At 59.1% G+C, this 3336-nt stretch carries 4 protein-coding genes; 2 read left to right on the top strand and 2 right to left on the bottom strand.

Annotated features, from left to right (window positions below):
* Nucleotides 1–285: 285 nt before the first annotated feature.
* Nucleotides 286–822 (top strand): hypothetical protein, encoded by a 537-nt coding sequence (locus tag NW820_RS11315; RefSeq protein ID WP_238376986.1) that lies wholly within the window; start codon nucleotides 286–288, stop codon nucleotides 820–822.
* A gap of 11 nt (nucleotides 823–833) precedes the next feature.
* Here the strand turns inward: NW820_RS11315 and hemB are convergent, their stop codons facing one another.
* Complete coding sequence (gene hemB, locus NW820_RS11310) at nucleotides 834–1820, bottom strand: porphobilinogen synthase (protein ID WP_414389687.1); 987 nt, start codon at nucleotides 1818–1820, stop codon at nucleotides 834–836.
* 25 nt (nucleotides 1821–1845) lie between these two features.
* On the bottom strand, nucleotides 1846–2805 hold the full coding sequence (locus tag NW820_RS11305) for a lysophospholipase (RefSeq protein WP_414407526.1): 960 nt from the start codon (nucleotides 2803–2805) through the stop codon (nucleotides 1846–1848).
* Between the two features lie 386 nt (nucleotides 2806–3191).
* Here NW820_RS11305 and NW820_RS11300 point away from each other — a divergent pair, with 386 nt between their 5' ends.
* Nucleotides 3192–3308: a photosystem II reaction center protein I gene (locus NW820_RS11300; protein ID WP_011434021.1), complete on the top strand. Its 117-nt coding sequence runs from the start codon at nucleotides 3192–3194 to the stop codon at nucleotides 3306–3308.
* The last annotated feature ends 28 nt before the right edge of the window (nucleotides 3309–3336 follow it).

Raw genomic sequence — 3336 nt, 5'->3', positions numbered from 1 at the left:
TCCAATTTAGCGGCTTGCGACTGGGACACCTTGAGCTTGCAGGAGATGGTCAGGACTTGGCTCATAAGTTCATTGTACTTCATCAAAGCGCATTCCTCCCGACACTGACCCTACGGGTACAGTGCGGGGCTCCTGCGCTAGTAAGCTGACACACCTGGAAAAATCGGCTTCAATAGGCCCTAGCTGCGCTTCTTGGCAGCAGAGGTGGTTCATCGTCCCCCTATTTTCTTCCCTTCACCCGTGACACCCAAGTCTTCTTCCCGTACCCCGGCTCGCCACGTGTCTATGCGTGCAGAGCAGGTTGCTGGGCCGCGGCTGGACATCTCTGTTGCTCCACGAGTGCATCGCTCCCAAGGGCAGGGATCCCTGGTTCGGGCAGGGTTTCCCTCCTCTCTCCCAATTTCCGGTCGGCGGACGATCCCTGTCCAGCGCTCCCGCCGGCGCGGACGGCAAGAACCTGGCCACGAGCCTCAAGTCTGGGAGATGGCCTGTCACATCGGGGTGAATGTCTTGTTTACGGCGGCTGCCCTCAGTGGTTTGTATCGCCTCTTGCCGGTGCAGTTGGCTCAGCACCACCGGCTCCAGGTTCTGGAGCGGCATATCGAGGTCTTGTCCACTCGGATTTCTCGGCTGCAGGAGGGGGTGGATCGAGGTATGGATCCCTTGCAGCAGGAGGCCCTGATCAAGGAACGGCTGAATCGGGTGCCACGCAATCAAATTCAGGTGCGTTTGGTGGATCCCAGTACCTGGGTGGCGGACGACGAGAAGAACACCCACCCTTCCTGGATCGGGCAGTCCACCCAGCCGTCTGCCAGGCCGTAGGCTGCCTCTGCCTAGGCTTGTTTGAGAAGCAAGGCCACCTCTTTGGCAAAGTAGGTGAGGATGATATCGGCACCGGCCCGCTTCATGGCCAGCAGCGATTCCATCATCACTTTTTTGCCGTCGATCCAGCCTTTTTGTTCGGCGGCTTTGATCATGGCGTACTCGCCGCTGACGTTGTAGGCAGCCACGGGCAGATCCGTCGATTCCTTAACTCGGTAGATGATGTCCAGGTAGGCCAGGGCCGGCTTCACCATCACCATGTCCGCCCCCTCGGCTTCGTCCAGCTCCACTTCCTTGATGGCTTCCCGAGCATTGGCGGGATCCATTTGGTAGGTTTTTTTGTCTCCGGATTTGGGCGCGGATCCCAGGGCATCGCGGAAGGGGCCGTAGAAGGCAGAGGCATATTTGGCAGAATAGGCCAGGATCGCCACATCGGTATAGCCTTGGTCGTCCAGGGCCTCCCGAATGGCGCCGACGCGACCGTCCATCATGTCCGAGGGGGCCACAATGTCGGTTCCCGCCTCTGCTTGGGAGAGGGCTTGCTTGACCAAAACTTCCACCGTCTCGTCGTTGAGGATCACCCCATCCCGCACAATGCCGTCGTGGCCGTCGCTGTTGTAAGGATCCAAAGCCACATCGGTTACCACCAAAATCTCGGGAATTTCCTGTTTAATCCGCCGCACCGCCCGCTGGATCAAGCCCTCTGGGTTGAAGCACTCCTGCCCGGTGGGATCCTTTTTCTCTTCCGGCACCACCGGGAACAGGGCCACCGCCGGGATCCCCAGTTGAGCGGCTTCTTCCACCTCCTTTAGCAGCAGGTCTAGGGTGTAGCGGTAGCAGCCGGGCATCGACTCCACTTCCTGCCGCTGGTTCTCCCCCTCCATGACAAACAGGGGATAGATCAGATCCTGCACCCGCAGGTGGGTTTCCTGCACCATCTGGCGGAAGGCCTCTGTGCGCCGCAGCCGACGGGGACGGTAGATCAGGTCTTGGCTCATGGGAGCAGCAGGAAAGAGGGCGTTTCTATTTTGCCATGAGGTCGGTAGGGGCTGAGCTGGTCGTCCGGCGAGGGGCGACATCCGGGGCAGAGGGGAAATGCCGGGCCAGCCAGCGGTGGAGGGTCTCTTTTACCGCTTCCGCTTGGCAGTCGTGCAAAAGATCGTGGCGCGACCGGGGAAAATCGTGGATTTCTCCCTGGGGCAGCCGACGGGCAAAATCCACAGCTCCCGCAGGATTGACGACGATATCGGCAGAGGTGTAAAGCAGCAAAACCGGCAGGCGGAGCCGATGGGCTTGATCAAGGCAGCGCTGTCCACTGCGCGCCAGTTCGGCTGTAAATCTGGCCCGCGTCACACCGCACATGTAGGGATCCGCCGCAAAGGCGGCTTGCTGCTCGGGTAGGGAAGTCACCCGCGCTGGCTCGTAGAGGCCGGTCAAGGCCAACTGGGGAATAACCCTGTCCAAAACTTGCAGAAGGGCGTGGGTCAAAGGGGTGAAATAGTGGTCGATGCGAAAAGCCGGAGAGATGAGAACCAGGCCCTGCACTTGGTCGGGATGGGCGAGGGCATATTCCGTAACCCAGTTGGCCCCCGCGCTGTACCCGCACCAGATCTGCGGGATCCCTTTCTGCGGCCAAATCTGCTGCGTGATCCTCTCCAGATCGGCTTGATATTGGCTGAAACGGTCGATCCAGCAGCGGATCCCGCCGGAGCGACCAAATCCCCGCATGTCAGGCGCCAAAACCTCCCACCCTTGAGCAGCCAACTCGCCGGCCAAAGGGCAAAACCCGCCGCCGTGATCCCCTTTGCCGTGCAAAAGCAACACCCTTCCACAAGGGGATCCCTGGGGCCAGTGGTGCAGAAAAGCCGGGATCCCATCGGAAAGCGGCAACTCCTGAGGCCGATAGATCCCCGACGAAGGTTGCGGCTGAGTTTCCGACCGCCCATCCAGAGCCTCTAAGTCACCTAACCGATCAAAAGGCATGGGCAAATCCAACACACGTCCGGCAAGACCCGGCAAAGCCACAAATCCTATCTTCCTATGTCCCAGTCGCCCGCGAGCGCTGCCGCCGCTGAGGAGTTGCAATCTTTGTTTCCAGTCCAAAATATTTCTTAACAATCTCTGCTCTTGCCGGGGATCCCCGACATGCCGGGCTTTGCAGCCTTTTCTGAGGATGGGATGAAAGGATCTCTCGGGGGGAGACTGGGGCCATTTGCGGGAAAAAGGCCCTCTGAGAGGTATGATGTTGTGAAGAAGTTTTGCGGGGTCTCAGGTTTGACGGGATCCCCTCTCTGGGGTGGTTCACCCTTGTTTTACGATTGCCTTATCGCTTCATCAGTTCACTCAGTCGGAAACGGGTTGCTGAAACTATGCTGTTACTGAAAATCTCTGTTTACGCGGTTGTCATCTTTTTTGTGGGGCTTTTTGTGTTTGGTTTTTTGAGCAACGACCCCTCCCGCAACCCCAACCGTCGAGACCTGGAGTAGGGGATCCCGCCTTGGGCAGCTTGCGAAC

Origin of the sequence: Synechococcus sp. R55.7 (genome assembly GCF_047461955.1) — a bacterium.
Taxonomy (GTDB): Bacteria; Cyanobacteriota; Cyanobacteriia; order Thermostichales; family Thermostichaceae; genus Thermostichus.
Note: the sequence above shows the minus strand (reverse complement) of the source record. Positions and strands in the feature narration are given on the sequence as shown.

Excerpts from the sequence above, each read along its gene's own strand:
- NW820_RS11315 (WP_238376986.1), top strand. The coding sequence starts at position 286 with ATGCGTGCAGAGCAGGTTGCTGGGCCGCGGCTGGACATCTCTGTTGCT.
- hemB (WP_414389687.1), bottom strand. The coding sequence starts at position 1,820 with ATGAGCCAAGACCTGATCTACCGTCCCCGTCGGCTGCGGCGCACAGAG.
- NW820_RS11305 (WP_414407526.1), bottom strand. The coding sequence starts at position 2,805 with ATGCCTTTTGATCGGTTAGGTGACTTAGAGGCTCTGGATGGGCGGTCG.
- NW820_RS11300 (WP_011434021.1), top strand. The coding sequence starts at position 3,192 with ATGCTGTTACTGAAAATCTCTGTTTACGCGGTTGTCATCTTTTTTGTG.